General features: G+C 65.2%; 26 protein-coding genes. 11 read left to right on the plus strand and 15 right to left on the minus strand.

The window, feature by feature from the left end:
- Window positions 1-55: 55 nt before the first annotated feature.
- Complete coding sequence (locus tag ABT24_RS04870; protein WP_276727538.1) at window positions 56-1,303, minus strand: amino acid ABC transporter substrate-binding protein; 1,248 nt, start codon at window positions 1,301-1,303, stop codon at window positions 56-58.
- 200 nt (window positions 1,304-1,503) lie between these two features.
- On the minus strand, window positions 1,504-2,781 hold the full coding sequence (locus ABT24_RS04875) for a c-type cytochrome (protein WP_276727536.1): 1,278 nt from the start codon (window positions 2,779-2,781) through the stop codon (window positions 1,504-1,506).
- Between the two features lie 215 nt (window positions 2,782-2,996).
- On the opposite strand from ABT24_RS04875, the gene upp reads away from it, so the two are divergent.
- From upp to ABT24_RS04890, 3 genes are all read left to right on the plus strand, one after another.
- Complete coding sequence (gene upp, locus ABT24_RS04880; protein WP_013105215.1) at window positions 2,997-3,632, plus strand: uracil phosphoribosyltransferase; 636 nt, start codon at window positions 2,997-2,999, stop codon at window positions 3,630-3,632.
- A 76-nt stretch (window positions 3,633-3,708) separates the two neighbouring features.
- Window positions 3,709-5,028, plus strand: coding sequence for a solute carrier family 23 protein (locus ABT24_RS04885; protein WP_286728664.1), 1,320 nt, complete (start codon window positions 3,709-3,711; stop codon window positions 5,026-5,028).
- Window positions 5,029-5,114: 86 nt separating this feature from the next.
- Window positions 5,115-5,555: a hypothetical protein gene (locus ABT24_RS04890; RefSeq protein WP_276727529.1), complete on the plus strand. Its 441-nt coding sequence runs from the start codon at window positions 5,115-5,117 to the stop codon at window positions 5,553-5,555.
- An 18-nt stretch (window positions 5,556-5,573) separates the two neighbouring features.
- Here the strand turns inward: ABT24_RS04890 and moeA are convergent, their stop codons facing one another.
- From moeA to murJ, 5 genes are all read right to left on the minus strand, one after another.
- Window positions 5,574-6,860 carry a molybdopterin molybdotransferase MoeA gene (gene moeA / locus ABT24_RS04895; protein ID WP_276727526.1) on the minus strand — a complete coding sequence of 429 codons (1,287 nt, stop codon included), beginning with the start codon at window positions 6,858-6,860 and terminating at the stop codon, window positions 5,574-5,576.
- Window positions 6,857-7,462, minus strand: a complete 606-nt coding sequence (gene mobA / locus ABT24_RS04900; protein ID WP_276727524.1) for a molybdenum cofactor guanylyltransferase MobA — start codon at window positions 7,460-7,462, stop codon at window positions 6,857-6,859. Before mobA ends, moeA begins: the two co-directional genes overlap by 4 nt.
- A 1-nt stretch (window position 7,463) precedes the next feature.
- A complete protein-coding gene (locus tag ABT24_RS04905) occupies window positions 7,464-7,817 on the minus strand; it encodes a hypothetical protein (RefSeq protein ID WP_276727522.1) in 354 nt (117 codons plus the stop codon).
- Window positions 7,818-7,827: 10 nt separating this feature from the next.
- Entirely contained in the window at window positions 7,828-8,214 is a 387-nt protein-coding gene (locus ABT24_RS04910; RefSeq protein WP_276706143.1) for a TraR/DksA family transcriptional regulator, read from the minus strand.
- 87 nt (window positions 8,215-8,301) lie between these two features.
- A complete protein-coding gene (murJ, locus tag ABT24_RS04915) occupies window positions 8,302-9,840 on the minus strand; it encodes a murein biosynthesis integral membrane protein MurJ (RefSeq protein ID WP_276727520.1) in 1,539 nt (512 codons plus the stop codon).
- Window positions 9,841-9,953: 113 nt separating this feature from the next.
- Here murJ and rpsT point away from each other — a divergent pair, with 113 nt between their 5' ends.
- Entirely contained in the window at window positions 9,954-10,274 is a 321-nt protein-coding gene (rpsT, locus tag ABT24_RS04920; RefSeq protein ID WP_276727517.1) for a 30S ribosomal protein S20, read from the plus strand.
- A gap of 122 nt (window positions 10,275-10,396) precedes the next feature.
- Here rpsT and ABT24_RS04925 read toward each other — a convergent pair whose 3' ends face one another.
- A complete protein-coding gene (locus tag ABT24_RS04925; RefSeq protein WP_013105224.1) occupies window positions 10,397-10,810 on the minus strand; it encodes a DUF3579 domain-containing protein in 414 nt (137 codons plus the stop codon).
- A gap of 234 nt (window positions 10,811-11,044) precedes the next feature.
- Between ABT24_RS04925 and ABT24_RS04930 the strand changes: the two genes are divergently transcribed.
- The 3 genes from ABT24_RS04930 to ABT24_RS04940 all read left to right on the plus strand — a co-directional run bounded on the left by ABT24_RS04930 (window position 11,045) and on the right by ABT24_RS04940 (window position 14,363).
- Window positions 11,045-12,232 (plus strand): acetylornithine transaminase, encoded by a 1,188-nt coding sequence (locus tag ABT24_RS04930; RefSeq protein WP_276727514.1) that lies wholly within the window; start codon window positions 11,045-11,047, stop codon window positions 12,230-12,232.
- A 30-nt stretch (window positions 12,233-12,262) separates the two neighbouring features.
- Window positions 12,263-13,198: an ornithine carbamoyltransferase gene (gene argF, locus ABT24_RS04935; RefSeq protein ID WP_013122642.1), complete on the plus strand. Its 936-nt coding sequence runs from the start codon at window positions 12,263-12,265 to the stop codon at window positions 13,196-13,198.
- 121 nt (window positions 13,199-13,319) lie between these two features.
- Window positions 13,320-14,363, plus strand: a complete 1,044-nt coding sequence (locus ABT24_RS04940) for a hypothetical protein (RefSeq protein WP_276727511.1) — start codon at window positions 13,320-13,322, stop codon at window positions 14,361-14,363.
- Here ABT24_RS04940 and ABT24_RS04945 read toward each other — a convergent pair whose 3' ends face one another.
- The 4 genes from ABT24_RS04945 to ABT24_RS04960 are packed head-to-tail and all read right to left on the minus strand — an operon-like array spanning window position 14,364 to window position 17,328.
- Window positions 14,364-14,684: a putative signal transducing protein gene (locus tag ABT24_RS04945; protein WP_276727508.1), complete on the minus strand. Its 321-nt coding sequence runs from the start codon at window positions 14,682-14,684 to the stop codon at window positions 14,364-14,366.
- On the minus strand, window positions 14,681-15,646 hold the full coding sequence (gene rsgA / locus ABT24_RS04950; protein ID WP_276727503.1) for a ribosome small subunit-dependent GTPase A: 966 nt from the start codon (window positions 15,644-15,646) through the stop codon (window positions 14,681-14,683). The genes ABT24_RS04945 and rsgA overlap by 4 nt, the downstream gene beginning before the upstream one ends.
- A 17-nt stretch (window positions 15,647-15,663) precedes the next feature.
- Complete coding sequence (locus ABT24_RS04955) at window positions 15,664-16,008, minus strand: 4a-hydroxytetrahydrobiopterin dehydratase (protein ID WP_276727500.1); 345 nt, start codon at window positions 16,006-16,008, stop codon at window positions 15,664-15,666.
- Between the two features lie 6 nt (window positions 16,009-16,014).
- Window positions 16,015-17,328, minus strand: a complete 1,314-nt coding sequence (locus ABT24_RS04960; protein WP_276727498.1) for a M48 family metallopeptidase — start codon at window positions 17,326-17,328, stop codon at window positions 16,015-16,017.
- A gap of 95 nt (window positions 17,329-17,423) precedes the next feature.
- On the opposite strand from ABT24_RS04960, the gene orn reads away from it, so the two are divergent.
- Entirely contained in the window at window positions 17,424-18,035 is a 612-nt protein-coding gene (gene orn / locus ABT24_RS04965; RefSeq protein WP_276727495.1) for an oligoribonuclease, read from the plus strand.
- Window position 18,036: 1 nt separating this feature from the next.
- On the opposite strand, the gene ABT24_RS04970 is transcribed toward orn, so the two are convergent.
- The 3 genes from ABT24_RS04970 to ABT24_RS04980 form a co-directional block, all read right to left on the minus strand.
- Complete coding sequence (locus tag ABT24_RS04970; protein WP_276727492.1) at window positions 18,037-18,735, minus strand: class I SAM-dependent methyltransferase; 699 nt, start codon at window positions 18,733-18,735, stop codon at window positions 18,037-18,039.
- A 65-nt stretch (window positions 18,736-18,800) separates the two neighbouring features.
- A complete protein-coding gene (locus ABT24_RS04975; protein ID WP_276727490.1) occupies window positions 18,801-20,522 on the minus strand; it encodes an AMP-binding protein in 1,722 nt (573 codons plus the stop codon).
- A 147-nt stretch (window positions 20,523-20,669) separates the two neighbouring features.
- Window positions 20,670-21,524: a symmetrical bis(5'-nucleosyl)-tetraphosphatase gene (locus ABT24_RS04980; protein WP_276727487.1), complete on the minus strand. Its 855-nt coding sequence runs from the start codon at window positions 21,522-21,524 to the stop codon at window positions 20,670-20,672.
- Between the two features lie 101 nt (window positions 21,525-21,625).
- On the opposite strand from ABT24_RS04980, the gene ABT24_RS04985 reads away from it, so the two are divergent.
- From ABT24_RS04985 to ABT24_RS04995, 3 genes are all read left to right on the plus strand, one after another.
- Window positions 21,626-23,002 carry a phosphomannomutase/phosphoglucomutase gene (locus tag ABT24_RS04985; protein ID WP_276727485.1) on the plus strand — a complete coding sequence of 459 codons (1,377 nt, stop codon included), beginning with the start codon at window positions 21,626-21,628 and terminating at the stop codon, window positions 23,000-23,002.
- On the plus strand, window positions 22,999-24,051 hold the full coding sequence (gene waaC / locus ABT24_RS04990) for a lipopolysaccharide heptosyltransferase I (protein WP_276727482.1): 1,053 nt from the start codon (window positions 22,999-23,001) through the stop codon (window positions 24,049-24,051). Before ABT24_RS04985 ends, waaC begins: the two co-directional genes overlap by 4 nt.
- On the plus strand, window positions 24,048-25,252 hold a 1,205-nt coding region (locus tag ABT24_RS04995), incomplete at its 3' end, for a 3-deoxy-D-manno-octulosonic acid transferase (protein ID WP_286737401.1). The genes waaC and ABT24_RS04995, both read left to right, overlap by 4 nt.

A 25,252-nucleotide genomic window follows, 5' to 3' on the forward strand; every position in this document is an offset into this window, starting at 1 on the left:
GAAGCGGCGCACAGGCTGCACCTGCCGCGCCGCTTTGTCACCCGGCTTGTCGTGCTTACGGCTTGGGCGCGGGATACACCGCCTTGCCGGTCGCCTTGTCTTGCGGATAGACCACGACCACGTCGAGCTTGCCGTCCTTGGGCTGTAGTTGCGCCACCGGGAAGGGCTGGCCGAGCTGGGCGCCGTTGGCGTTGACGTCGAAGGGGCCGAGCAGGGTGGTGGTCTTGCCCGACATGTCCATGACGGCCTGATGGAAGGCGAGCTGGTCGAACTTGGGCGCGGTGTCGAGCATGTGCTGCACGATCAGCCCGGTGTTGTAGCCCGAGCAATCGAGGAAGTTGGGCTCTTTTTTCATGGCCGTCTTGAAGGCATCGACGAACTGCTGGGTGTTCATGCCGTAGCTCACCTTGTCGTACTTCACCAGCGGCGGAGTCGGGTAGGTGTAGGTATAGGCCAGCGCCTTTTCACCCACGTTCTTGGTCAGCAGCGACAGCAGTTGGCCCGGAAAGATGGTGAAGGTCATGGGGAAATGCAGCCCGCTCTGGTGCAGCGCCTTAAGGAAGGCGATGTCGTTGGGCGCATAGCCGAACTCCAGCACCGCCTCGGGCTGGGTGGCGGCGATGGTGTGCAGCAGGATGGTGTAGTTCGACTCGCTGGTGGGCACGCCGTGGTCATACACCGGCTTGATGCCGGCCTTGGCCAGCACGTCCTTGAGGGTGGCGGCCTGAGAGGCGTCGAAGTCGTTGGCGCTGTAGACGATGGCCACGCGCTTGATCTTCTGCTGCACCAGATAGTTGGCCAGCGGCACCGGCCACACCGTGCTCGACGGAATGCTTACATCGGCGAGATAGTTGGTGGGCTTGGTAAAGAAGTTGGCGCCCGAGCCGGTCGGGTCGATCAGCAGCATGTGGTGCTCGGCGGCCAGCGGCACGGCCACCGAGGTGAGCACCGAGCCGAAATCGGCCACGAGCACATCCACCTTGTCTTGCGTGATGAGCTGGTTGTAGAGCGTGGTCGCGGTGGAGGTGGAGCTTTGGTCGTCGTAGGCGACGAGCTTGACGGGAATCTTTTTGTTGAACGCCTTGACGAACACGCCGCCCTCTTTGTTGATGGCGTCGGCCCAATACTTCAGGCCTTCATACTGGCCTTGCGAGGCGACGGCGAAGGGGCCGCTGCTGGCGTAGAGCGTGCCGATCTTGATCTGCGACGGAGCCGCCGCAGCGTGGGCGGCAACGGCCGTGGCACTCAAAGCCAGACCGGCTGCGAAGTGACGCAGAATTTTTTTGGATGTGCGAATGGACATGAGAGTCTCCAGAGGATGAAACTGAACCGACGCGTGCTTGGCGCGTCTTCGAAATGTCATGATTCATTCTCGGTCTGGACTTTGCGCAAAGCGGTGAACAAGTGCGTTGATTTGAAACTGGACGTGTCTTTGGCGCCCGGGCGTTTTTTTGAGGGCGCAAAAAAAGCCCGGCTGGGCCGGGCCTGGAAGGGCTGCTTGGATTATTTCGCCGCGACGAGTTTGCGGATTTTCGCCACCTCGTCCGCGCTGACGTTCGGCGCGTCGTTGCCCCAGCTGCTGCGCACATAGCTGGCGATTTCGGCCACTTGCGTGTCGCCCAGCGTGGCGCCCAGATCGGGCATGGCCATGGGCGTGGGGTTGCCTTTGGTCTCGACCGTATGTCCGCCGTGCAGCATCATGCGAATGGTGTTGATCGGGTCGGGCGTGTTGACCGTGGGGTTGAGCGCCAGAGCGGGGAACACATTGGGAATGCCCTGGCCCTGCGCCTGATGGCACATGGCGCAATGCGCCGCGTACAGCGGGCCGCCGGCCCGGGCAACAGCGGTCATCACCGGGGTTTGCGGCTGGTTGATCGCGGCATTCGGGTGGATGGGCGACAACGATTTGAGGAACACGGCAATCGCTTCCAGATCGCCGTCATTCAGGTGCTGGGTGCTGTCGTGGATCACATCGGTCATGCTGCCGACAATGGTGAAGTTAGCGGTGCGCCCGGTCTTGAGCAGTTGCACCAGTTCGGCTGGGGTCCAGCGGCCCAGACCGTCGGACTGGTCGCCGCGCAGATTGGCCGCGTACCAGTTGTCGATGCGCGCGCCAGAGAGATACAGGCTGCCATCCGCCCCGCCGGGCGCCAGCGCCTTTTCCTGCAGAAACGGGCCGCGCGGGGTATGGCAGGCGCCGCAGTGCCCCAGTCCTTCAACGAGATAAGCGCCGCGGTTCCACTGCGCGGTCTGCTTGGGGTCGGGTTTGTAAACGCCGTCGCGGGCGAACAGCCAGTCCCACACCGCCAGCGGCCAGCGCATGTTCAGCGGCCAGGGAATGTCTTCGGGCTTGTTGGCCTGCGCCACCGGCTGCACGCCGTGCATGAAATAGGCGTAGAGCGCACGCATGTCCTGCGGTTCGATGCGGGCATACGAGGGGTAAGGCATGGCCGGGTAGAGGTAGCCCAGGCGCGGCGACTTGCCGTGGCGCACGGCTTCGTCGAACTGCGCGAAAGTCCAGTTGCCGATGCCGTCCTTCTTATCCGGCGTGATGTTGGGCGAGTACACCTTGCCGATGCCCATGGGCAGATTCATCGGCAGGCCGCCGGCAAAGGGCTCGCCTTTCGGCGCGGTGTGGCAGGCGATGCAATCGCCGGCACGGGCCAGATAGGCGCCGCGCATCACTTCGGGGTCGTTCGGGGTGGGCTGCGCGGCAAAGGCGGCCTGGGCCTGCAGGCCCAGCGCGCAGCCCGCAAGCAGGGTCAAAAGAGGTAAACGCATTGAGAGTCTCCTGGTTGGAATGGGGGCGGTGCGAATCGCATCTCTTTTTTCTGTTGCACTGCAGTATGGTTCAACAATCGCCTCAGTGCAAACCCGTAGCATCCGATTCTCGGTAGTTTGCACACCAACGGTTGCGGCTGTAGCAGGTGGGTACAGCGGGATGACGCAAAATTGCCGTTCTTACTCCAACGTCACAATTCCAAAAAGAGCCCGCCATGAATGATTCCCAGGTCCACGTCGTCTCGCATCCGCTGGTGCAGCACAAGCTCACGCTGGCGCGCAGCCAGGACACCACCACCGACAACTTCCGCCGACTGGTGCGCGAAATCGCCGCCATGCTGGCCTATGAAGCCACCCGCGATCTGCCCACGGAATTGGTCGAGGTGACCACGCCGGTGGCGCAGTGCCGCATGCCCATCCTCGCGGGCAAGAAGCTGTGTCTGGTGTCCATCCTGCGGGCGGGCAACGGCATGCTCGATGGCATGATCGACCTGCTGCCCAACGCCCGCGTCGGCCACATCGGCCTGTACCGCGACCCGGCCACGCTGGAGCCGGTGGAGTATTACTTCAAGGTGCCCGAAGACATGGCCGAACGCCTGGTGATCGTGGTCGATCCCATGCTGGCCACCGGCAACTCGGCCGCCGCCGCGCTCACCCATCTCAAGCGCGCCGGAGCGACGTCGCTCAAGCTGGTGAACCTGCTGGCCGCGCCCGAAGGGGTGCGCACCGTGCGCACCGCTCACCCGGACGTGCCCATCACCCTGGCCGCCATCGACGAGCGGCTCAACGACCACGGCTACATCGTGCCGGGTCTGGGCGACGCGGGCGACCGCATTTTCGGCACCAAGTAAAAACCGGGGCAGCGGTCGGCATACGCCGGAGCTCAAGCCCGATCCCACCCACTCTCAATCCAAGGCGGAGCGCAATATGGCCGATGGTTACTTTCCTAAATGGCAACTCAAGACCAGCGGGGTGATCGCCCCGGATGAACGCCTGCCCGGGCCGCAGACCCTGGTGATGGGGCTGCAGCATGTGGTGGCCATGTTCGGCTCGACGGTGTTCGCGCCGCTGCTCATGGGTTTCAGTCCCAATATCGCGATTTTGATGAGCGGCATCGGCACGTTGATTTTCTTTCTGGTCGTCGGCGGGCGAGTGCCGAGTTATCTCGGCTCGTCGTTTTCGTTCATCGGCGTGGTCATCGCGGCCAGTGGCTATTCGGGCAGCGGGGCGAACCCGAATATCGGTGTCGCGCTGGGCGGCATCATCGCCTGCGGCGTGGTGTATGCGGTGATCGGTCTCATTGTCATGGGCGTGGGCGTGAAATGGATCGAGCGGCTCATGCCGCCGGTGGTGACCGGCTCGGTGGTCGCGGTGATCGGGCTGAATCTGGCGCCCATCGCCATCAAGAGTCACGGCGCGAGCAACTTCGACGACTGGATGGCGCTGATCTCCTTCGTCAGCATCGGTCTGGTGGCGGTTTACACCCGCGGCATGGTGCAGCGGCTGCTCATTCTGGTGGGTTTGTTGATCGCCAGCGTGATTTACGCCGTGCTCACCAATGGCCTGGGACTGGGCACGCCGATGGACTTCTCCGGCTTGACCAACGCCGCCTGGTTCGGCATGCCGACGTTCGCCACGCCCGAGTTTCAGCCCAAGGCGATGACGCTGATCGTGCCCGTCGTGGTCATTCTGGTGGCGGAGAACCTGGGCCACATCAAGGCCGTCACCGCCATGACCGGCCGCAACCTCGATCGCTACATGGGCCGCGCCTTTCTCGGCGACGGTCTCGCCACGATTGTTTCGGGTTCGGCCGGCGGCACGGGGGTGACGACCTATGCCGAGAACATCGGCGTGATGGCCGCGACCAAGATCTACTCCACGCTGATTTTCGCCACCGCCGCGGTGATTGCCATTGTGTTTGGCTTCAGCCCCAAATTCGGCGCGCTCATTCACCTCATTCCGCCGCCGGTGCTGCGCGGCGTGGCCATTGTCATTTTTGGCTTAATCGCGGTTTCCGGCGCGCGCATCTGGGTGGACAACAAGGTGGACTTCTCCGACAGCCGCAACCTCATCATCGTGGCTATCACCCTGATGCTGGGCACGGCAGACTTCACCCTCAAGTTCGGCGACTTCGCACTGGGCGGCATCGGCACGGCGACCTTCGGCGCCATCCTGCTCTACGCCTTGCTGGGCCGCGGGCAGCCGAAAAACGATGAGCAGGACAAACTGATGGACGCGCTTGAATGAATTGTTGCCACTTTGACATCCATTGACCCGCAGGGCGCTGGCGCTGCGGTGCAATAGAGGTCTTTGAACAACCCGGAGGCTTCCGCATGGATATTCAGACCATCGATCAGCAGTATCAGCAATTGCAGAGCGAGGCGCAGCAGGTCGGGCAGCAGTTGCAGGCGCTGGCCGCCAAGCTGCAGACGGCGGCCCAGGGCGGCAACCAGGACGCGCGCGAATGGTTGCTCGATCTGCGCGAAGTCGCGCTGGGCGTGCAGGCCGAGCAGCAGCAAATGGGGCAAGTGCTGCAGGCCATCCACGGCATGTGGCAAAACCAGGCGCAGCAGATGCAGGCGATGCCGGCCGCCATGCAGCCGGGCTATATGCCTCAGGGCATGATGGCGCAGAACTCGGCCATGCCCATGCAGCAGCAGGGCGGCGGCATCATGGGCGCGCTCGACGGTTTTCTCAATTCCGGCTTTGGCCGCGCGATGGAAATGGGCGCGGGTATGGGGCTGGGCGACGATCTGATCAACAAGATTTTCTGAGCGGCCCAAACAGAACGCTCAAACCAGCCCGTCGAACAGCAGTACGTCCACCAAATCGCCAGCCTGTGCGGTGCTCTGCTCATGGTGCAGCACGATCAGACCGTGCGCTTGCGACATGGAGCTGAGCACGCCCGATCCCTGGTTGCCGATGGCGCTCACCTGCCAGCGGCCATCGGGCAAAGGGGTGAGCAGGCCGCGCTGGTATTCGGTGCGGCCGGGTTTTTTGCGCAGGGTTTGCGCGCTGACGGCGCGCAGCATCGGCTGCGGCTGCGGGCTGGCGCCCATGCAGTGCAGCAGGGCAGGGCGGACGAAGGCGTAGAACGTCACCATCACCGCCACCGGATTGCCCGGCAAGCCGAACAGCCAGGCGCTGTGCGCACCCGCGCGCAACTGGCCGAAAGCCAGCGGACGGCCCGGCCGCATGGCGATGCGCCAGAACACCACTTCGCCCACATTCGCCAGGGTGCTGCGCAGGTAGTCGGCCTCGCCCACGCTCACGCCGCCGGAGGTGATGACCACATCGGCGCATTCGGTCGCGGTGCGCAGCGCGGCCTCTACCGCCTGCGGGTTGTCGGCCACCACGCCGAGGTCGATGACTTCGCAGCCCAGACGTTCCAGCATGCCCCACAGGGTGTAGCGGTTGCTGTCATAAACGCAGCCGGGATCGAGCGGCTGGCCGACCGAGCGCAGCTCGTCTCCGCTGGAGAAGAAGGCCACGCGCAGCTTGCGGCGCACCGAGACTTCGGCCATGCCCAGCGAGGCCATCAGACCCAGATCGGCGGGGCGCAGCACCTTGCCTGCGGGCAGGGCCGCTTTGCCGCGCGCCAGGTCTTCGCCTCGCAGGCGGCGGTTGTCGCCGGGCCGCACCAGGCCGGGCGGGAAAATGACCTGATCGCCTTCGACGCGGCAAAACTCCTGCGGCACCACGGTGTCGCAGCCTGCGGGCATCACCGCGCCGGTCATGATGCGCACGGCGCTGCCCGCCGGCGCTTCGCCGCTGAAGGCATGACCGGCGAGCCCGCGTCCGGCGACCGAAAGCACGGTGTCGCCTTGCGCTGCGAGATCGGCGCCGCGCAGGGCGTAACCGTCCATCGCCGAGTTGTCGTGGGCGGGCACGTCGATGGGCGAAATGATGTCCTGCGCCAGCACCCGGCCGAGTGCCGCGCGCACCGCCAGGCGCTCGTTGGCCTGTACCGGCTGCATGCTGGCCTGAATGACCGCCAGCGCCGCGTCCACCCGAAGGGCGTTGGGGTCGTAGCCGCTGACGCAGGAAATGATGTGCTGCAGATCGAATGAAGGGGTCATGGTGAAACGTCGGCGTCCAGCCGCTGCAGGTCGTCCGGGGTGTTGATGTTTTCGAAGGCTCGGGTGTCGTCGAAGTCGACGATGGCCGTGGGGTGCTGCGCGGTCCAATGCTCGATCTTGCGCCCGCCGGATTGAAGGAAGGCGCCCAGATCGTCGCGCAGACTGGCCTCCATCAGGCAGAACACGGGCTGCAGCCGCCCTCCCGCGCGGGGCAACGCGATGCGCGCAGAAGACTTCAGCAGCGCTGTTCCCAGACGCGCGGCCAGATCGGTGGGCAACAGCGGCGAATCGCAGGGGGCGGTGAGCAGATACGGCGTGACACACGCTTGCAGTCCAGCGAGAAAGCCGGCCAGCGGCCCCGAAAATTCGTCCGGCGCGGCATCGGTCAACACCGGCAGGCCCCAGCCGCGATAGACCTCGAGGTGGCGGTTGGCGTTGAGCAACACCGTGCCCACCTGGGGCCTGAGCCGCTGCAGCACTTGCCGTGCCAGCGGCTGGCCGCGCCAGGGCTGAAGGCCTTTGTCCACCCCGCCCATGCGGCTGCCGCGGCCCCCGGCGAGAATCAGGCCGGTGATGTCGACGACGGCGATGGCGTGAGGCATCTCAAAACCTCTCGCGCTCGCCCGGTTCGCGCACCTGTTGTGTGGCGTGAGAGGCGTCGGCCCAGCGCACCGGGCCTTTCATGATGGACACCACCAGGCAGCCGATGCCCACGGTGAACACCAGCGTGGCGTCGAACAGGCTCATGCCGATGCAAAAAATATCGATCAGATCGCGGGTGGGCTGCGGGTCGCCGTTCACCAGACCGGGCTGATAGCCGGTCTTGATCCACGCGCCAATGATCCAGGGCAGACTCACGCCGATGACGTAGGCCGGAATCAGCCAGCGGGTGAGCACCCGCTCAAGGCCGGGTGCGCCGAGCGGGGTGCGGGGAGGAGTGACGGGGCTTGCAGGCATGCCCCGGATGCTACAGCCGCGCGCCGCCGGGCGTGTGGTGTTGATGCTCGAAACGCTGCTGGCAGGCGGTGCAACGCAGCACGGTGGGCTCGGCCAGCAGCCGGGCGGGCTCGATGTCCGCGCCGCAGTCGATGCAGATGCCGAAGTCAGGCGTATCCAGACGCTGTAGCGCGCTGTCGATGGCGGCAAGCTCGGTGGCGTCGCGCGCGGTCGAGGCGATTTCCACCGCGTCCATCGATTCGACCACGGCCTCATCGTCGGTTTCGCCGCGGTGGCTGCGCACCGCCAGCGTGCCCTCGTCGCTGATGGACTCGTCCCGGAGGTCGGCCAACATCTGGACGCGGCGTTGCTGCAGTTTGTCGCGCAGGGTATTGCGCAGGTCAGTGGCGAGGCTCATGTCGTTCTCCTTGTTGTGCTGATGCAGCAGATGATGCGCCTATTGTGGAAGGTCGGAGCGGGCACCGGCTTGCGTTGGCGCAACACATCATTCACTGTGCATGAATTGCCGCAGACGGAAACCGAGCAGTCGCAGCGTAGCGAAATACAGCACGGCGGCCACGGCCAGCAGGCCCAGCCCCATGCCCAGCCGCAGCAGGTCGCCATGCGCCCGGTCCCACGGCAGGGCGACGGCGCCCCACAACATCACCCCGCCCAGCGGCAGTTGTGCCAGAGCCACCTTGAGCGCATACCGCCCCCAGCCCGGTTGCGGCTGAAACATGCCGCGTCGGCGCAGCCCGCGAAACAGCAGGCTGGCATTGAGCAGCGCGCCCACGGAGATGGCCAGCGCTAGTCCAGCATGCCCCAGCCACGGCACGAACAGCAGGTTCATCAGCTGGGTGCACACCAGCACCACCAGGGCGATTTTCACCGGGGTGCGCAAGTCTTGCCGGGCATAGAAGCCGGGGGCCAGAATCTTGACGCCAATCAACGCGATCAGGCCGATGCCATAAGCCCGCAGTGCGCTCGTCGTGGCCAGCACATCCGCATGGTCGAAGCGGCCGTAGTTGTAAAGCATCGATACCAGCGGCTGGGCGAAGATCAGCAGCGCAATGGCGCTGGGCAGCGCCAGTACCAGGGTGAGGCGCAGCCCCCAGTCGAGCAGGGTGCTGTACTTGGCCACGTCTTGCGTAGCGCTGGCGCGCGACAGGCTGGGCAGCAGCACCGAGCCCAGCGCCACGCCGAGAATGGCGGTGGGGAATTCCATCAGCCGGTCCGCATACGCCAGCCAGGACACGCTGCCCGCTTGCAGGTGCGACGCGATCTGCGTGTTGATGACAATGGACACCTGCGCCACCGAAACCGACAGGCTCGCGGGCAGCATCTGCTTGACCACGCGGTGCACGCCCTCAGAGCGCCAGGCCTTGAGAAAGCTCAGCCGAAAGCGTGGCACCACGGCGTATTTGCGCAGCGCCGGCCATTGCACCGCCAACTGCGCCACCCCGCCGATCATCACCCCGATCGCCAGGGCGAAAATGGGCGGATGCACCAGTTTGTGAAACGCCACTGCGGCGCCGATGATGGCCAGGTTGAGCAGCGCCGGGGTGACCGCGGGCACCGCGAAGTGCTTCCAGGTATTGAGAATGCCTGCGCTGAGCGCCACCAGCGAAATCAGCCCCGCGTAGGGAAACATCAGCCGTGTCATCCAGACGGCCGCGTCAAACGCTTCGGGATGCAGGCCGGACGCTGTGAGCCACACCAGCACGGGCGCGAGTAGCACGCCGACAAGGCTGATCCCCGCGAGTATCCACAGCAAGGCGGTGGACACCTGATCGATCAGCTCCTGCGTCTGCTCTTCCGTCTGGGTCTGCCGCGTCTGCGACAACAGGGGCACGAAGGCCTGCGAAAACGCGCCCTCGGCAAACATGCGGCGCAGCAGATTGGGCAGGCGAAACGCCACGTTGAACGCGTCCGTCCAGGCGCTGGCGCCGAAATAAGTCGCCACCATGATTTCCCGCACCAGGCCGGTGATGCGCGAGGTCAGTGTGAGCAAAGAGATGGTGGAGGCGGCCTTGAGCAGATTCACCGGGCAGCATTATAGGAATGTGCAGGCCTTGGCCTCGAAAGAGGCTGGCACCCCGCCATTTTTTGTCTATAATGGTCGGTTTCCCGAGCAGGCAATACAGAAGGATTTCAACTATGGCAACCAAAGCCGCAGCCAAAAAGAAGAGCGTTCGCACCCCGTCGGGTCGCAAACGCGCGCGTCAATCCGTCAAGGCCAACGCCGCCAACACCGCGCTGCGTTCGCGTTTTCGCACGGCTGTGAAGTCGGTTCGCAAGGCCATCGCCGCTGGCGATCACGCCAAGGCGATGGAAGTGTTCAAGACCAACGCCCCGGTGCTGGACTCGATCGCCGACAAAAAGATTTTCCACAAGAACACCGCAGCGCGTCACAAGAGCCGCCTGAACGCGGCGATCAAGGCGCTGGCCTCCTCTGCCGCTACCGGCGCCGCGGCCTGATTTGCCTTGCCTGCTCTGGTCGGCCTCTGGGTTGACCAAAAGATTGACCACAAAAAAGCCCGCATCTGCGGGCTTTTTTGTGTGCGCCTATGTCTTCAAGTCAGCGCGGGGGCGGGAAGTACTCAAGCGGTTTGGAACACGCGCTGCAGCGTTTCGCGCGCCGTTTGCAGGTCCTCTACCTCGGCATCCATTTCAGCGTCAATTGCGGCGGCTTGCGTCAGGCAGGCTTCAACCACGTCGAGCTGGTTGTCGCGGGCGAAGTTGAGCAGAAAATCAAACGCCATGGGCTCGATATCACGCAGCGACTCGCTCACCACCAAGCAACGCACGCCGTCCACCAAGGTGGGCACGCAATAGGGCGAGTAACCGAGGTGGGCTTCTTTGCGGCACAGACCGACGGGACGAAAGCGGGCCATCAGGCCTGCCAGGCGTTCTGCCCAGTCGCTCGGGCGGAAGGTGCGTCCCTCGGTGGTGACGCCGCGAATGAAAATTTCTCTGGGTTTGACCAGTTCTAGGGAGTGTGGAAAGGCGCTCATGGCTGTGAATCCTTGAAGAGGCAGTTTTGCTGCGGTGCCGCAATTATGCTGCAATGCAGTATTACCGGGTAAACCCGAACGGTGATTCTGTGTTGCAGTTGCAACAAATGCTCCGGGCTGCCTGAGTTCAGCTGTCATGCGCCGATCTCTATAATTTCACTTTGCCCCCGGAGGCGCAGTGCTTTTTTATGCCTTGCCCGCCGGGTTTGCTTTTTTTGCAAAGGAGAAATGACCATGCCCTCTCATGTGATGAACACCTATGCGCGGCTCCCCATTGCCCTGGCGCATGGCGAGGGGGCGTGGGTGTGGGATACGCAGGGCAAACGCTATCTGGACGCGCTGTCGGGCATCGCAGTCAACACGCTGGGCCATGCGCATCCGAGGCTGGTCGCCGCACTGACCGATCAGGTGGGCAAGCTGATCCACACGTCCAATCTGTATCAGATTCCCCTGCAGGAGCAGTTGGCCGACCGTTTATGCGCCTTGGGCGGCATGGACACGGCGTTTTTCTGCAACTCGGGGCTGGAAGCCAACGAAGCGGCGATCAAGCTGGCGCGTTTGCACGGTCACAACAAAGGGATCGACCGTCCGGAAATCGTGGTGTTCGAACGGGCGTTTCATGGGCGCTCGCTGGCCACGCTCTCGGCCACAGGCAATCCCAAAGTGCAAAAAGGCTTCGAGCCGCTGGTCGAAGGTTTCGTGCGCGTGCCGCTGAACGACGCCTCGGCCTTGCAAAGCGTGGCCGAGACGCACCCCAATGTCGTGGCGGTATTCATCGAGGCGATTCAGGGCGAGGGCGGCATTCAACCGGCGCACGCTGATTTCTTGCGCGCTGCGCGCACGCTATGCGATCGTCACGGTTGGTTGCTGATGATCGACGAAGTGCAATGCGGCACGGGGCGGACCGGCAAATGGTTCGCCCATCAGTGGGCCGGGGTGAGTCCCGACGTGATCGCCATGGCCAAGGGGCTGGCTTCGGGCGTGCCCATCGGCGCCATTCTGGCGCGCGGGGCGGCCGCGACCACTTTCGGCCCCGGACAGCATGGCACCACGTTTGGCGGCAATCCGCTGGCCTGCCGTGCCGCGCTGGAAACCCTCGCCGTGATCGAAGACGATGGCCTTTTGGCCAACGCGCAGGCGCGCGGTGAGCAGATTCAGCATGCGCTGCGTCATGCGTTTGCCGGCCATGCTGGCGTGGTGGAAGTGCGCGGTCAGGGTCTGATGATCGGCATCGAGCTCGACCGGCCGGCCGGTGCGCTGGTAGGGCGGATGCTGGAGCGCGGGGTGTTGCTCAACGTCACGCAGGAGCGGGTTGTCCGCCTGTTGCCACCGCTGATCTTCACCCAGGAGCAAGCTGACGCGCTGGTGCAGGCGCTGGTTCCCGCGGTGCTTGATTTTTTGCAGGACGCGCCCGCGAAATAAGACACACCAAAGACATCCAAGGAGGCTGTGATGAAAACCACGCTGCGGCACTATCTGCAATTTTCCGACCTGAACCGCGAGGAGTACGACTACGTCTTCGCGCGCGCCGCGCTGATTAAGGCCAAGTTCAAGCGCTACGAACCGCACCAGCCCTTGGTCGATCGCACCCTGGCGATGATTTTCGAGAAGCACTCCACCCGCACCCGGTTGAGCTTCGAGGCCGGCATGCACCAGCTCGGCGGCGCGGCCATCTACATCAATACCCGCGATAGCCAGTTGGGCCGTGGCGAGCCCATAGAAGATGCGGCGCAGGTGTTTTCGCGCATGGTCGATCTGGTGATGATTCGCACCTATGGTCAGGAGATCGTCGAGCGTTTCGCCGCGTATTCGCGCGTGCCGGTGATCAACGGCCTGACCAACGAGTTTCATCCCTGCCAGATCCTCGCCGATGTCATGACCTACATCGAGCATCGCGGCCCGATCCAGGGCAAGACCGTGGCCTGGATCGGCGACGCCAACAATATGTTCTACACCTGGCTGCAGGCGGCGGAGGTGCTCGGTTTCACCCTGCACTTCGCCGGGCCGAAAGGCTATGGCGTCGAAAAGAACCGCCCGGGCTACCCCCTGAGCGCGGCGCAGATCGCGCACCTGCGCGAGTTCGACGATCCGCGGCAAGCCTGCGAGGGCGCGCACCTCATCACCACCGATGTGTGGACGAGCATGGGCTATGAGGCGGAAAAACTGGCGCGCGAGCAGGCGTTCAAGGGCTTCATGGTGGATGGCGAGATGATGGCCCGCGCCCATTCCGATGCGCTGTTCATGCACTGCCTACCGGCGCACCGCGGCGAGGAAGTGGCGGCCGAAGTCATCGACGGGCCGCAGAGCGTGGTGTGGGACGAGGCGGAAAATCGCCTGCATGGCCAGAAGGCGCTGATGGAATTCCTGCTTTTGGGTCGCCTGGATTGACACTGTTCCCCTAGGCGAGGTCGGGTGGCCGTAACGCCCGCCCTAAGTCGCATTTAAGTCGGCCTGAGCAAAATCTTGTTGCGGTGCATCGTCAGGCGATGCATCGTTCGGGAGTTCAGGCATGGCGTTCACACAACAAAATTCTTCTGCGCCGCAGCACGGCCATGGCGTTCCTCACGTCAGGCTGCCGCTTGTTCAGGCCGACGCCGAAAAGGCTGGGCCGCCCGGTATGGCCGATCAGACTGCGATGCGGGCGCTGCTTTGGCTGCGCCTCGTGTTCGGGGTGTGCTTCGCCGTCAACCTCGGGCTGCACTTGCACCCGCAATACGCCGCGCAGTTCGCGCGTCAGGCTGCTGATGCGGCCGCTCAACCGCACTGGCTTGCCGTGTGGGATGGTGCGGTTTGGCGCGTTTTGTCTGCTGCCGGGGTGAGCAAGGGCTTGGCGCTGCTGTTTGGTGTCGAGGCTCTGCTCACCGTTGGGCTGTTGACGGGCTGGGGATTTCCGGCAATGGGGTGGTTGGGGCTGGCCTACGAACTGCTGGTGTGGAGCGCGCTCGGCGGCGGCGCTGGCACGGTGGCCCTGGTCTATGCGCTGGGTTTTGCGCTATTGCTGTTGCTGCGGGCATGGCAGGGTTCGGCGTGGTCTGACGCGGCGCTGCGCAGACCCGGTCTGTCGCAGATGCGCTGGGCCTTCTGGCTGGTCGGACTGCTTTGGATTGCAATCGTCTGGACGGTCTGGCAGCCGGGCCTCGGGCTGCGCCTGTCGGACGCTTTGATTCAGGCGCAGGCCCACGCGCCAAACGGGCAGGCGGAGTGGATTGCGGCCTGGGCCGGTCTCGCACAAGCGCTCGGCATGGGTGCGTTCGCCGTGCTGATCGCGCTGGTCGACACCTTGATCGCCGCGGGTTTGCTGCTGGCGCCGTGGCTGCCGCACCGGTCGCGCCGCTGGCTGCTGTGGAGCGGGCTGATCTTCAGCCTGCTGGCCTGGAGCCTGAGCGGGGCGCTGGGTATTTTTCCCCGCAGTCAGGCAGACACGCTGAGCGCCGCGGCGATAGGGGCGTGGCTTTTCGGCCTTCTTTTGGCGGCGCACCCTTGGCTCGACGCGGCACCCACTGGGGTTACGACTGCGCCACCTGAAATGCGCCGGGATGGCGATGCGGCCTGATCAGAACGAGGACGAATCCGGGCGGCTGTGGCCGCATTTCCAGCACTGGGCGAATTGCGGACCGTGACGTTCGCCGCAGTCGGCGCAGGTCCACAACGCGCCGCGCAGGGGGGTGCGCAATTCCTGCAGCAACTGTTTGGCGCGCGCCAGATCGCCGTCGTCGAGCACCCAGACCGCTGGGTTGCATTGATCGGGCGGAATCTCGCCCGCGATGCTGGTGAGGTAGCGCGAGAACACTTCGGCGCGCAGGCCTGCGGCGTTGAGCGCATCGGCCCAAAGCGTGGCGATGACCAGATTGGGCGCGATGTCCACCCGTTTCATCGCGGTGCAGCCGAGGTGAGTTCAGCGTAGAGCGTGCGGTAGAGCGCCAGCCGCGACGCAGAGATGGCCTGTGGGTCGGTGGTGAACACGCAGCCCGGTTCGTCGCGATGGGTGCAGTTCTGAAAACGGCACTGCCCGTTGCGCGCGCGGATTTCCGGAAAGCCGTGCTGCAACTGCGACACCGAGAGATGATGCAGACCGAAGGACTGAAAGCCCGGCGAATCCATCAGCACGCTTCCCGGCGGAAAGCCGGGTAGGTCGTATAGCCGTGTCGCGGTCGTGGTGTGCTTGCCGGCTGACAGCGCCTCGGAAATTTCGCGCGTGGGCGCCTGCGCCTGCGGCGCCAGCAGATTCGTCAGGCTGGACTTGCCCACGCCGGAGGCGCCCAGCAGCAGCGTGGTTTGGCCGCTGAGCAGGGGAGTCAGCGCTGCCAGCGCGGCTTGCGGCTCGGTGCGCACCGAGAGTTCGAGCACTTCATAGCCCAAATCGCGATACAGCCGCATTTCGGCCCGCGCGGCGTCGGCTTGCGGCAAGTCGCATTTGTTCAGCAGCAGGGTTGCGGGAATGTCGGCCGCGTCTGCCGCGATGAGCGCGCGGCCGATCAGGCCGTGCTGGATGCCGGGATAGGTGGCGGTGACCAGCATCACGCGGTCGAGGTTGGCAGCAAACATCTTGCTGCGCCAGAGATCTTCGCGCCACAACGCATTGCGTCGCGCATGCACCTGTTCGATGGCCAGCGGCGCGTCACCCGGGGCGAGGGTGACACGGTCGCCGCAGACCACCTCGGCGCGCTTGCCGCGGGGCACGCAGGCGAGCACCGTGCCATCGTCAAGCTGCGCCAGATAGTGCCGCCCAAACGCGCCGACGATGCGTGCGGTCAAACCGTGGGAGGTGGACGGTGCGGATTTGGTGCTGCGCTTGCCCTTGGGGCGTTGCGGGTTGTGGCGTTCCAGGTCGTCCATGCCAGCCGTTTGGCGGTTTAGCGCGCGGCGCCCTGGGCAAACATCGCGTCGGCTTTGGCCGCGCAAATGAAGTCGTTTCGGGTAATGCCGCCGGCCGAATGGGTGTTGAACGCCACACTGCAGCGGTTGTATTGCACCAGCAGATCGGGGTGATGGTCTTCGCGGTGAACCATCCAAGCCAGTGCGTTGACGAAGGCCAAGGTCTGGTAATAGTTGCCGAAGACGTAAGTCTTGCGGATGCTGCCGTCTTCAAACCGCCAGCCGTCCAGCAGTTGCAGGTAGGGCGTCATGGCCGCGGTGTCCAGGCGCTGGCTGGCGTCTAGCGGCATGCAGTGGCTGTCGAGCAAATCCTGGAGTGTCATGGCTGTTCAGGCTGTCGCCGGAGTGTGGGCCGAAGAGGGCGCGATGGATGAGGGCAATGCGCCCAGCCGTTCCAGTCGCTGCAGGGCGGGCGGGTGGCTGTAATAAAAGCGCACATAGATGGGGTCGGGCGTGAGCGTGCTGGCATTGTCGCGGTAGAGGGTGACGAGGGCTTCGCCTAGCGCGCGGGCGTCGCTGTGCTGGGCCGCGTAGGCGTCGGCCTCGAATTCATGTTTGCGCGAAGTGGCCGCACCCAGTGGGCTGAAAAACACGCCAAACACCGGCAGCGCCAGACTGAACAAAATGAGCGCGAGCGCATGGTTGGGGGCGAACAGATTGGGCATGACGCCCAGGCCGACATAGAACCACACTTGGTTGGACAGCCAGCCCAGCAGCGCAAAGCCCGCCAGACTGACGCCGAACATCACCCCCATGCGCTTGAGAATGTGATGGCGCTTGTAGTGCCCGACCTCGTGCGCCAGTACGCCTTCGATCTGCGCCGGGCTGAGCTGGCCGAGCAGGGTGTCGAACAGCACCACGCGCCGCGCCGCGCCCATGCCGGTGAAGTAGGCGTTGGCGTGAGCGCTGCGACGCGAACCGTCCATGACGAACAGGCCGGATAGCGCAAAGTCACAACGCTGCATGAGCGCCTGCGCGCGGGTTTTCACCTCGCCGTCGGGCAGCGGCTGAAACTTGTTGAACAACGGGGCGATCACTAGCGGATACGCCACCATCATCAGCAGGCTGAAAGCCGTAAGCCCCGCCCAAGCCCACAGCCACCACCAACCCCCGGCCACCTGCATGATCCAGAGCACCAGCAGGGCCAGCGGCAGCATGAGTACCGCGCCGACCAGCGCGTTTTTGAGCAGATCGACCACGAACATGCGCGGGGTGAGCCGGTTGAAACCGAAGCGCGATTCCAGCCCGAAAGTGCGCGCCACTTCCCAGGGCAGATCAAGCAGCGAACCGATCACGGCGAAGGCCACCAGCAGCGCAAGCTGGCCTCCCAAAGCGGTGCCGAAAGTGGCGCTCACCCAGCCGTTGAGCAACTGCAGCCCGCCTTCGAGCGTCCACACCAGCACGATCATGGCGGAGAACAGCGTCGTCCACAGACCAAAGCGCAGTTTCGCCACGGTGTAGTCAGCGGCCTTCTGGTGGGCTTCGAGCGAAATGCTGGCGCGGAATGGCGCGGGCACGGCATCACGGTGCGCGAGCACATGGCGCTGCTGCCGCTGGGCCAGCCAGAGCTTCAGCGCCGTGCCGCCAATCAGCGCAGCGGCGAACAGCGCGCTCCAGGCGAGGGCAAGATGTTGCGGGCTCATGCGAAAATCCTTGTCAGTCTTAGGTTCAGTCAGATTATCCCACCCGGCCTGTCCTCGCGACCCGCCGCCGCCATTCCCCTACTTGAATGCATTTCATGTCCGATTCCGCCACGTCCGCCGCTTCCATCCTCACCTGTCACGACGACAACCTCATCTGGGTCGACATGGAGATGACGGGGCTGAATCCCGACACCGATCGCATCATCGAAGTGGCCGTGGTCGTGACCGACCCGCAGCTCACCGTGCGCGTGGAAGGGCCGGTGCTGGCCATCCATCAAAGCGATGCGGTGCTGGCCGGCATGGACGCCTGGAACCAGAACACCCACGGCAAATCCGGCCTCACCGACCGGGTGCGCGCCAGCACCGTGGACGAAGCGCAGGCCAGCAAGGCGATCATCGCCTTCCTCAAAAAATACGTGCCCGCTGGCAAGTCGCCGATGTGCGGCAACACCATTTGCCAGGATCGCCGTTTCATGGCCCGGGGCATGCCCGAGCTGGAGGCCTATTTCCACTACCGCAACCTCGACGTGAGCACCCTTAAGGAACTGGCGCGGCGCTGGCGCCCCGAGCTGGTGAGCGCCTTCAAAAAGCAGCAGGCCCACACCGCGCTGGCCGACATTCAGGAATCCATCGACGAGTTGCGCCACTACCGCGAGCACTTCCTGCGCGTGCCAGTGGCGGGCGTCGATCCGGAAGTGGCGGGGTGAATCAAGCCGCTTGCTTTTGCAGTAGCCGCACGTGCATCGGGCGGGTGAAGTGCGCGCCGTCGGCGCTGCAATGCGGGTCGAAGGCGGCCTTGACGCGCTGCCGCAAATCGTCGGTGATCTGATGATCGGCGAAGCTGGGGTAGAGCATGCGCTGCTCGAAAGACTCCCAGCTGGGGAAGTGCGCGGGCATGTCGAAGCGGCGCTCGGCGGTCTGCTGCCATTGCCCGGTTGACAGGGCCCGGTCGAGCGCGGCCTGCGCTGCGGCGCGCACCGGACCTTCGTCGTTGTAGAGCTTGACGATGTCGTTGAGCGCGCCTTCATAAACCGGCTCCGAGACGTAGAGCCAGCCGCCCGGACGCAGCACGCGCCAGGTTTCCGCCAGTGCGGTCTGCATGGCGCCCTGCGGAATGTGGTGCAGCGACTTGAGCATCAGCGCCAGATCGAAGCCGCCGTCCGCGGCCGGTATGGCCGTGGCGCTCTCCTGCACGAAGCGCAGCCGCGGTGCAAGCATTTCGGGCAGACGCGCCAGATTCTTGGCGTGCTGGACCGCATCGACTTCCAGCGCCAGCGCTTCGCAGGCCGGGCAGCGCTGCAGCAGCTCGGTGAGCAGCCGGGCACTACCGCAACCCAGTTCGATGACCTTCAGGCTGTTACCCAGCGGCACCAGTTCGGTCAGGACGTCGAGTTCGTTGTGGATCATGGGGGGCTTGTGGGTGAGCAAGGCCGCGATTTTAGAGACGCGGTTAGAAAGGCAGCGCGGCGCTTTCAGCCCGGGAAGTCGTCCTCGTAAAACTCCAGTTCGCCTCGCACGCCTGCTGCGCGGTCGGCTTCGATTTTGCGCAACTCAACCCGGCGGATCTTGCCCGAGATGGTCTTGGGCAGGTCGAAGAACTCGATGCGGCGGATGCGCTTGTAGGGCGCGGCGCGTTCGCGCACGAACAGCAGAATGTCCCGGGCCAGTTCGGCGCTGGGCGCAAAGCCGACCCGGCACGACACGAAGGCCTTGGGGATGGTCAGGCGCAGCGCATCAGGGCAGGGCACCACGGCGGCCTCGGCCACGGCGGGATGTTCGATCAGCAGGCTTTCCAGCTCGAACGGGCTGATGCGGTAGTCGGAGGACTTGAACACGTCGTCGGTGCGGCCGACGAAGGTGTAATAGCCGTCGGCGTCGCGTTGCGCCACGTCGCCGGTGTGGTAGAGGCCGTCGTGCATGACCTGCGCGGTTTTCTCGGCATCGCCCGCATATTCGACCAGCAGACCGGTGGGGCGCGGCTCGGTCTCGACGCAGACTTCGCCTTCTTCCGCTGAGTTGCCGTCCACATCGACCAGGCGGATGCGGTAGCCCGGCATGGGGCGGCCCATGGCGCCGGGTTTGAGCGGCTGGCCGGGGCTGTTGCCAATAAGTGCACAGGTCTCGGTCTGGCCGTAGCCGTCGCGGATGGTGATGCCCCAGGCGGCGCGCACGCGCTCGATCACTTCCGGGTTGAGCGGCTCACCAGCGCCCACCAGTTCGCGCAGTTTGACCGGATAGCGCTTCAAATCTTCCTGAATGAGCATGCGCCACACCGTGGGCGGCGCGCACAGGGTGGTGATGCCGCAGCGCGACAGGGTTTGCAGCGTGGTCGCGGCGTTGAAGCGGCTCTGGTTGAAGGCGAAGATGGCCGCGCCGGCGTTCCAGGGGGCGAAAAAACTGCTCCACGCATGCTTGGCCCAACCGGGGGAGCTGATGTTCCAGTGCACATCGCCGGGCTGCAGGCCGATCCAGTACATCGTGGCCAGCGTACCCACGGGGTAGCTTTGATGGGTGTGCAGCACCAGCTTGGGCTTGGAGGTGGTGCCGGAGGTGAAGTAGAGCAGCAGCGGATCGGTGGCGCGGGTGTCGGCCTCGGGCGCGAAGTCGGCGGCCGCTGTTTGCGCCCCGGCAAGCGCTGTCCACCCGATGGGCGCGCTGCCTGCGGTGAAACGGCCTTGCACCTGCGTCCAGACGGTTTGCGGCAGGTCGTGGAATTTGGCGGTGTCGGCCGGCAGGCAGATCACATGCCGCACGCCGCCGCGGACGATGCGGTCTTGGAGGTCGGTGGGGGTGAGCAGGGTGGTGGCGGGAATCATCACCGCGCCGAGTTTGATGCAGGCGAGCATGGCGTCCCATAGCTCGATGCAGTTGGGCAGCATGAGCAGCACGCGGTCGCCGCGCGCCACGCCGCCCGCGCGCAGGAAGTTGGCCATGCGCGCCGAGCGCTGCGCCATGTCGGCAAAGCTGTAGCGCGCCTCGCTGCCGTCTTCTTCCACGATCCACAGCGCAGTCGCGTCGTTGTCTTGGGCCATCGGATCGAAATAATCGAGCGCCCAGTTGAAGCGGTCGAGCGCGGGCCAGCGGAATTCGGCGTAGGCGCGGGCGTAATCGGTGCGATGGCGCTGCAGCAAGTCGCGCGCCTGCATAAAACCGGCATGGGCGCCGGGGTGGCTGATGGGGTGGCTGATCTGCATCGAAGTCTCCTGATGTTGTTATGCGCCCACTTTAGCCCGCACCGCTGAGGCGGGCCAGCGGGAAAGCACAGAGGTCGACAGTCAGGTCGATGTCAGTTATCCCTCCTCGGGGGGCGGCTTGCGCAGCAGGCCAGGGGGCCTTGCAGCTCAGTCCGGCATGGGCGCCAGGCTGCGGGTGCAGGGGATCTGGGTGATGTCCAGCCAGGGCTGACCCGCGGGCGGCAGCTTCAATGCGCTGAGCGCCCCGCCCCACAGGCAACCGCTGTCCAGGCATAGCGCGTTGTGTTCCCAGCGCAGGCCCAGGGTGGACCAGTGGCCGAAAGCGATGGGAGTCTGCGCGGTCTCGCGCTGCGGCAGGGCGAACCAGGGCAGGAGTTCGGAGGAGGCGCCGTTGGCGCTGGCCTGCTTGTTGTGAAAATCCAGCCGTCCCCGATTCGGGCCGCTGGCCTGCAGAAAACGGGCGCGGGTGAGGGTGTTGACCACGATGCGCAGACGGTCGAACCCCGCCAGACTCTCGCTCCATTCGTCGGGCTGGTTGCCGAACATCACACGCAGGAAATCGACGTAATCGGGCGCGCGCAACCGGCGTTCCACCTCGGCGGCGAGTTGCAGGGTTTTGTCGGCCGACCATTGCGGCAGCACCCCGGCGTGCACCAGCAGCCAGCCTTGCTCCATCAGTGCCAGCGGGCGGCGGCGCACCCAGTCGATCAGCTCCGTGCGCCGTGGTGATTGCAGGATGTCGTCGAGTGTGTCGCTGCGGTGTGCCTTGCGCACGCCATGCGCCACGGCCAGCAGATGCAGGTCGTGATTGCCCAGCAGACATTGCGCGCTGTCGCCCAGCGCCATCAGCCGCTCCATGCTGGCGAGCGACTGCGGGCCGCGATTGACCAGATCGCCCAGCACGATGAGCCTGTCGTGCGCCGGGTCGAACTGCAGCGCGTCGAGCAGGGCGTCGAAGGCGTCGGCGCAGCCTTGCACATCGCCGATCAGGTACGTTGCCAAAGCCTCTCCCTAAAATGCGTGGTTTACCAAACGCATCATCGTAATGACGCAAGTTGACGCTTGCGTGCTCTTCTCGACAATCCATTCCACCGGAGCCACGCATGGCGCAGCTTGATCCCACGATTTTCAAGGCCTACGACATTCGCGGCATCGTTGGCAAAACGCTGACCGAGGACGCCTGCCGCGCGATCGGCCAAGCCTTCGCCACGCTGGCCCGCCGCAATGGCGAGACGGCGGTGAATATCAGCCGTGACGGGCGTCTGTCCGGCCCGGCGCTGGCGCAGGCGCTTAGCGACGGTTTGCGCGCCGGGGGCGTGGACGTGATTGATCTGGGCATGAACGCCACGCCCATGCTGTACTACGCCTGCGCCACCACGCCGGTGGTCAGCGGCATTCAGATCACTGGCAGCCACAATCCGCCCGAGTACAACGGCCTGAAAATGGTGCTCGGCGGCAATGCCCTGTTCGGCGAGCAGATTCAGGAATTGCTGGCGCTGACCCGCAGCGATGCCTTCGCACGAGGACAGGGCAGCACGCGGCAGGCCTCCATCGTCGAGGACTATCTGGGCCGCATCGAAGGCGACATCAAGCTGGCGCGGCCGATGAAAGTGGTGGTCGATTGCGGCAACGGCGTATCCGGCGCTTTTGCGCCGCGCTTGCTGCGCAGCCTGGGCTGCGAAGTGGTGGAGTTGTTCTGCGAAGTCGATGGCACCTTTCCCAACCATCATCCCGATCCCGCCGATCCGCACAACCTCGAAGATCTCATCCGCACCGTGCGCGACACCGGCGCCGAGCTGGGCCTGGCGTTCGATGGCGACGGCGACCGTCTCGGCGTGGTCACGCCCAGCGGGGCCGTCATCTGGCCCGATCGCCAGCTCATGCTCTACGCCGCCGATGTGCTGGAGCGCCATCCCGGCGCGCCCATTCTGTTCGACGTGAAATGCACCGCGCAGCTGCCCGCCTGGGTGCGGCGTCACGGCGGCGAGCCGGTGATGGGACGCACCGGGCATTCGCTGGTCAAGGCCAAGATGAAAGAAATCGACGCGCCGCTGGCTGGCGAGATGAGCGGCCACATCTTTTTCAAGGATCGCTGGTACGGCTTCGACGACGCGCAGTATGGCGCGGCGCGGCTGCTGGAAATTCTTTCTCGGGCCGAGAATGCGGGGGGCGTGCTCGAAGCCTTGCCCGATTCCGTCTCCACCCCGGAGTTGAAGCTGCAGACGGCCGAGGGCGCCAATTTCACGCTGTGCGAGCGTTTGCAGCGCGAAGGCCGCTTTCCCGGCGCTTTGAATATTTCCACCATCGACGGCGTGCGTGCCGACTACGCCGATGGTTTCGGCCTGGCGCGGCCCTCCAACACGACGCCCTGCGTGGTGCTGCGATTCGAGGGCGCCGATGCGGCGGCGCTGGCGCGGGTGCAGGCCGAGTTCCGCGCCGCGTTGCTGGCGCTCGATGCTTCGTTGAAACTGCCATTTTGACCACGGTATTGAATCCGTCCACACCGCCCTTGCGCGTGCTGATCGTCAAGACCAGCTCGATGGGCGACGTGGTGCACGCGCTGCCGGTGGTGCACGACATCCTGACCGCGCATCCGGGGGCGAGAATCGACTGGCTGGTCGAGGAGGCCTACGCCGACATCGTGCGCGCCCATCCCGGGGTCAGGCGAGTGATTCCGCTGGCGCTGCGGCGCTGGCGCAAGCAGTTCTGGCGTGCAGAAACCCGGCAGGAATGGCGCGAGTGGAAGGCTGGTTTGCGCGCCGAGACCTATGACGCCGTGATCGATTTGCAAGGGCTGGTGAAAAGCGCCCTCATCGCCCGGCTGGCGCGCGGGCCGCTCTATGGCCTGTCGTGGGGCAACGCACGCGAGGCGCTCGCGCCCTTGTTCTACGCCCATCGTCAGAAGACCGACTTGCATCGCACCGAGGCTGCTGTGCCGCGCTACCGGGCGCTGGTCGCCTGGGCCTTGCGCTATGCCCCGCAAGGCAAGCCGCAATACGGCCTGAGCCTGCAGGCCGAGCGCCCCGCATGGCTGGCTGGCGATGCACCCTATGCCTTGCTGCTGAGCGCCACCGCCAAAGACCGCAAGCTGTGGGAGGAAGCGCGCTGGGTCGCTCTGGGTCGAGCGCTTGCAGCGCAAGGTCGGATCGGGGTGTTCGCCTGGGGCGATGAGGCCGAGCGTGCCCGCGCTGTGCGTCTGGCCGAGGCGGTGAATGCTGCCGCGTCCGACGTCACGATGACACGCGCTTGCGTTGCCCCCGCTGCCTTCGGCCTAGCCGAATGGATGCGTGTGTTGCGTGCAGCCAGCGTGGTGGTTGGAGTCGATACCGGTCTGCTCTATCTCGCTGCCGCAGTGGGCACGCCCGCGGTGGCTGTTTACACCGGCTCGTCGCCGCACAGTGTGGATTTCGAGTCGGCGGGGCCGTGGCGCAGTCTGGGTGACACCGGCCAGCAGCCTGCTGTGGCCGAGGTGCTGAATGCCACGCGGGACGTGCTGTCAGCGGCTGCGAATAGTCGCTCCCCGGCATGAAACTGACCTTGCGGATTTACGGCCTGCTCTGGCGGCTGGCTTTGCCCTTCGCCTTGCTGCGGCTGTGGTGGCGCGGCCGCGCCGAGCCGTTGTATCGGCGGCATTGGGCAGAGCGGCTGGGATGGTTCAACGGCAAGTCGGCTTCTGCGACGACTACGGGGCCGCGGGTCTGGGTGCATGCGGTGTCTCTGGGCGAAACCCGCGCCGCTGCGCCGCTGATCGAGGCACTGCGCGAGCGTATGCCGCAGATGCGCCTTTTGCTGACGCATATGACCGCCACTGGCCGCGCCGCCGGGGCTGAGCTGCTGCAGCCCGGCGATTTGCAGGTCTGGCTGCCGTATGACTTGCCGGGGCCGATGCGGCGTTTTCTGCGCCGGTTTCAGCCGTGTGCGGCTGTGCTGATGGAAACCGAGGTGTGGCCGAATCTGGCCGAGCAATGTCGCGCAGCCGGGGTGCCGGTGCTGCTGGCCAATGCACGGCTGAGTGCGCGCAGTGCGAGCCGCTGGCAGCGCTGGCCGTCCTTGGCGCGCGTGGCCTGGGGCGGCTTGTTCGCTGCGGCGCAAACACCTGAAGATGCACGGCGCATTCAGGCGCTGGGAGCGGCGCAGGCGACGAGTCTGGGTAATCTGAAGTTCGACATGCGAGCCGACCCCGCGCTGATGCAACTCGGTGAGCAGTGGAAGGCGGCTGCTGCGCGCCCAGTGTTGCTGCTGGCGTCCACCCGCGAGCAGGGCGGGCAGAGCGAGGAGGCGTTGCTGCTGGCCGCGCTGCCTTTGGCGCTGGCGCAGCGGGCACTGCTGGTTTGGGTGCCGCGCCATCCGCAGCGCTTCGATGCGGTCGCGCAACTTCTCGCGGGTCAAGGCCACGCCGTGCAGCGCCGCAGCATGGGGGCGCCGACGGCCGAGACTGCCGTGTGGCTGGGCGACTCACTGGGCGAGATGGCGGCTTACTACGCCATGGCCGATGCGGCGTTCATCGGCGGCAGCCTGCTGCCTTTGGGCGGGCAGAACCTGATCGAAGCCTGCGCTTGCGGCTGCCCCGTGGTGCTGGGGCCGTCGCAGTTCAACTTCGCTGCCGCGGCTCAGGCAGCGATCGACGGCGGGGCCGCAGTGCAGGCGATGGATGCGGCGCAGGTGTGGGCGGCTTTTGCGCGTTGGCTCGACGACCCGCCTTTGCGGCAACAGGCGAGCCAGAGCGCCCG

Origin of the sequence: Thiomonas sp. SCN 64-16 (assembly GCF_001725585.1) — a bacterium.
Taxonomy (GTDB): domain Bacteria; phylum Pseudomonadota; class Gammaproteobacteria; order Burkholderiales; family Burkholderiaceae_C; genus Thiomonas; species Thiomonas arsenitoxydans.

Coding starts and splice junctions, on each gene's coding strand:
- ABT24_RS04905 (WP_276727522.1), bottom strand. CDS start 7,817: ATGCCTGCAAGCCCCGTCACTCCTCCCCGCACCCCGCTCGGCGCACCC.
- ABT24_RS04945 (WP_276727508.1), bottom strand. CDS start 14,684: ATGAAACGGGTGGACATCGCGCCCAATCTGGTCATCGCCACGCTTTGG.
- argF (WP_013122642.1), top strand. CDS start 12,263: ATGAAAACCACGCTGCGGCACTATCTGCAATTTTCCGACCTGAACCGC.
- ABT24_RS04955 (WP_276727500.1), bottom strand. CDS start 16,008: ATGACACTCCAGGATTTGCTCGACAGCCACTGCATGCCGCTAGACGCC.
- ABT24_RS04985 (WP_276727485.1), top strand. CDS start 21,626: ATGGCGCAGCTTGATCCCACGATTTTCAAGGCCTACGACATTCGCGGC.
- rpsT (WP_276727517.1), top strand. CDS start 9,954: ATGGCAACCAAAGCCGCAGCCAAAAAGAAGAGCGTTCGCACCCCGTCG.
- ABT24_RS04960 (WP_276727498.1), bottom strand. CDS start 17,328: ATGAGCCCGCAACATCTTGCCCTCGCCTGGAGCGCGCTGTTCGCCGCT.
- ABT24_RS04910 (WP_276706143.1), bottom strand. CDS start 8,214: ATGAGCCTCGCCACTGACCTGCGCAATACCCTGCGCGACAAACTGCAG.
- upp (WP_013105215.1), top strand. CDS start 2,997: ATGAATGATTCCCAGGTCCACGTCGTCTCGCATCCGCTGGTGCAGCAC.
- ABT24_RS04940 (WP_276727511.1), top strand. CDS start 13,320: ATGGCGTTCACACAACAAAATTCTTCTGCGCCGCAGCACGGCCATGGC.
- ABT24_RS04975 (WP_276727490.1), bottom strand. CDS start 20,522: ATGCAGATCAGCCACCCCATCAGCCACCCCGGCGCCCATGCCGGTTTT.
- mobA (WP_276727524.1), bottom strand. CDS start 7,462: ATGCCTCACGCCATCGCCGTCGTCGACATCACCGGCCTGATTCTCGCC.
- moeA (WP_276727526.1), bottom strand. CDS start 6,860: ATGACCCCTTCATTCGATCTGCAGCACATCATTTCCTGCGTCAGCGGC.
- ABT24_RS04870 (WP_276727538.1), bottom strand. CDS start 1,303: ATGTCCATTCGCACATCCAAAAAAATTCTGCGTCACTTCGCAGCCGGT.
- ABT24_RS04875 (WP_276727536.1), bottom strand. CDS start 2,781: ATGCGTTTACCTCTTTTGACCCTGCTTGCGGGCTGCGCGCTGGGCCTG.
- ABT24_RS04930 (WP_276727514.1), top strand. CDS start 11,045: ATGCCCTCTCATGTGATGAACACCTATGCGCGGCTCCCCATTGCCCTG.
- ABT24_RS04970 (WP_276727492.1), bottom strand. CDS start 18,735: ATGATCCACAACGAACTCGACGTCCTGACCGAACTGGTGCCGCTGGGT.
- ABT24_RS04890 (WP_276727529.1), top strand. CDS start 5,115: ATGGATATTCAGACCATCGATCAGCAGTATCAGCAATTGCAGAGCGAG.
- ABT24_RS04885 (WP_286728664.1), top strand. CDS start 3,709: ATGGCCGATGGTTACTTTCCTAAATGGCAACTCAAGACCAGCGGGGTG.
- rsgA (WP_276727503.1), bottom strand. CDS start 15,646: ATGGACGACCTGGAACGCCACAACCCGCAACGCCCCAAGGGCAAGCGC.
- orn (WP_276727495.1), top strand. CDS start 17,424: ATGTCCGATTCCGCCACGTCCGCCGCTTCCATCCTCACCTGTCACGAC.
- ABT24_RS04925 (WP_013105224.1), bottom strand. CDS start 10,810: ATGAGCGCCTTTCCACACTCCCTAGAACTGGTCAAACCCAGAGAAATT.